Genomic DNA, 3,128 nt, shown 5'->3' with positions numbered 1-3,128 from the left:
GTATATGGGCTGTATAAGCCCTCGGTGTTTGTATTTGTTTGATTTTCTCGATCTTGAGTAAACAAAAAACCCAGCTCAATGAGCTGGGTTTAAGCTTGCTTGGCGGCGTCCTACTCTCACAGGGGGAAACCCCCGACTACCATCGGCGCTAGAGAGCTTAACTTCCGTGTTCGGTATGGGAACGGGTGTGACCTCTCTGCCATCATCACCAAACTATGAAGGCATATTCCTTCAAAACTAGATAACATTTGCTTCATATTATATGGTTAAGTCCTCGATCTATTAGTATTCGTCAGCTCCACATGTCACCATGCTTCCACCTCGAACCTATCAACCTGATCATCTTTCAGGGATCTTACTAGCTTACGCTATGGGAAATCTCATCTTGAGGGGGGCTTCATGCTTAGATGCTTTCAGCACTTATCCCTTCCGCACATAGCTACCCAGCTATGCCCTTGGCAGAACAACTGGTACACCAGCGGTGCGTCCATCCCGGTCCTCTCGTACTAAGGACAGCTCCTCTCAAATTTCCTACGCCCACGACGGATAGGGACCGAACTGTCTCACGACGTTCTGAACCCAGCTCGCGTACCGCTTTAATGGGCGAACAGCCCAACCCTTGGGACCGACTACAGCCCCAGGATGCGATGAGCCGACATCGAGGTGCCAAACCTCCCCGTCGATGTGGACTCTTGGGGGAGATAAGCCTGTTATCCCCGGGGTAGCTTTTATCCGTTGAGCGATGGCCCTTCCATGCGGAACCACCGGATCACTAAGCCCGACTTTCGTCCCTGCTCGACTTGTAGGTCTCGCAGTCAAGCTCCCTTATGCCTTTACACTCTGCGAATGATTTCCAACCATTCTGAGGGAACCTTTGGGCGCCTCCGTTACATTTTAGGAGGCGACCGCCCCAGTCAAACTGCCCACCTGACACTGTCTCCCCGCCCGATAAGGGCGGCGGGTTAGAAGGTCAATACAGCCAGGGTAGTATCCCACCGATGCCTCCACCGAAGCTGGCGCTCCGGTTTCCAAGGCTCCTACCTATCCTGTACAAGCTGTACCAACATTCAATATCAGGCTGCAGTAAAGCTCCACGGGGTCTTTCCGTCCTGTCGCGGGTAACCTGCATCTTCACAGGTACTATAATTTCACCGAGTCTCTCGTTGAGACAGTGCCCAGATCGTTACGCCTTTCGTGCGGGTCGGAACTTACCCGACAAGGAATTTCGCTACCTTAGGACCGTTATAGTTACGGCCGCCGTTTACTGGGGCTTCAATTCACAGCTTCGCTTACGCTAACCGCTCCTCTTAACCTTCCAGCACCGGGCAGGCGTCAGCCCCTATACTTCGCCTTACGGCTTCGCAGAGACCTGTGTTTTTGCTAAACAGTCGCCTGGGCCTATTCACTGCGGCTTTCTCGGGCTTTCACCCTAACAGAGCACCCCTTCTCCCGAAGTTACGGGGTCATTTTGCCGAGTTCCTTAACGAGAGTTCTCTCGCACACCTTAGGATTCTCTCCTCGCCTACCTGTGTCGGTTTGCGGTACGGGCACCTCTCACCTCGCTAGAGGCTTTTCTTGGCAGTGTGGAATCAGGAACTTCGGTACTATAATTCCCTCGCCATCACAGCTCAGCCTTCACGGGAAACGGATTTGCCTATTTCCCAGCCTAACTGCTTGGACGCGGATATCCAATACCGCGCTTACCCTATCCTCCTGCGTCCCCCCATTGCTCAAATGGTGAGGAGGTGGTACAGGAATATCAACCTGTTGTCCATCGCCTACGCCTTTCGGCCTCGGCTTAGGTCCTGACTAACCCTGAGCGGACGAGCCTTCCTCAGGAAACCTTAGGCATTCGGTGGACGGGATTCTCACCCGTCTTTCGCTACTCATACCGGCATTCTCACTTCTAAGCACTCCACCAGTCCTTCCGGTCTGACTTCACTGTCCTTAGAACGCTCTCCTACCACTGTTCGAAGAACAGTCCGCAGCTTCGGTGATACGTTTAGCCCCGGTACATTTTCGGCGCAGAGTCACTCGACCAGTGAGCTATTACGCACTCTTTAAATGGTGGCTGCTTCTAAGCCAACATCCTGGTTGTCTAAGCAACTCCACATCCTTTTCCACTTAACGTATACTTTGGGACCTTAGCTGGCGGTCTGGGCTGTTTCCCTTTCGACTACGGATCTTATCACTCGCAGTCTGACTCCCAAGGATAAGTCATTGGCATTCGGAGTTTGACTGAATTCGGTAACCCGGTAGGGGCCCCTAGTCCAATCAGTGCTCTACCTCCAAGACTCTTACCTTGAGGCTAGCCCTAAAGCTATTTCGGAGAGAACCAGCTATCTCCAGGTTCGATTGGCATTTCACCCCTACCCACACCTCATCCCCGCACTTTTCAACGTGCGTGGGTTCGGGCCTCCATTCAGTGTTACCTGAACTTCACCCTGGACATGGGTAGATCACCTGGTTTCGGGTCTACGACCACGTACTCAATTCGCCCTATTCAGACTCGCTTTCGCTGCGGCTCCGCATCTTCTGCTTAACCTTGCACGGGATCGTAACTCGCCGGTTCATTCTACAAAAGGCACGCCATCACCCGTTAACGGGCTCTGACTACTTGTAGGCACACGGTTTCAGGATCTCTTTCACTCCCCTTCCGGGGTGCTTTTCACCTTTCCCTCACGGTACTGGTTCACTATCGGTCACTAGGGAGTATTTAGCCTTGGGAGATGGTCCTCCCGGATTCCGACGGAATTTCACGTGTTCCGCCGTACTCAGGATCCACTCAGGAGAGAACGAAGTTTTGACTACAGGGCTGTTACCTCCTATGGCGGGCCTTTCCAGACCTCTTCATCTACCTCGTTCCTTTGTAACTCCGTACAGAGTGTCCTACAACCCCAAGAGGCAAGCCTCTTGGTTTGGGCTAATCCCGTTTCGCTCGCCGCTACTCAGGGAATCGCATTTGCTTTCTCTTCCTCCGGGTACTTAGATGTTTCAGTTCCCCCGGTATGCCTCTCATCAACCTATGTATTCAGTTGATAGTAACTGGGCATTACCCCAGCTGGGTTTCCCCATTCGGAAATCTTCGGATCAAAGCTTACTTACGGCTCCCCGAGGCGGTATCGTTG

The 3,128-nt window shown here is 52.7% G+C and carries 2 rRNA genes; both read right to left on the bottom strand.

From position 1 onward, the window contains the following. Window positions 1–97 precede the first annotated feature (97 nt). A 5S ribosomal RNA gene (gene rrf / locus ACFCV3_RS42640) occupies window positions 98–213 on the bottom strand. 49 nt (window positions 214–262) lie between these two features. Then, window positions 263–3,128, bottom strand: a 23S ribosomal RNA gene (locus ACFCV3_RS42635); the annotation flags it as partial.

Source organism: Kribbella sp. NPDC056345 (assembly GCF_042262745.1).
In the GTDB taxonomy this organism is placed as follows: domain Bacteria; phylum Actinomycetota; class Actinomycetes; order Propionibacteriales; family Kribbellaceae; genus Kribbella.
Note: the sequence above shows the minus strand (reverse complement) of the source record. Positions and strands in the feature narration are given on the sequence as shown.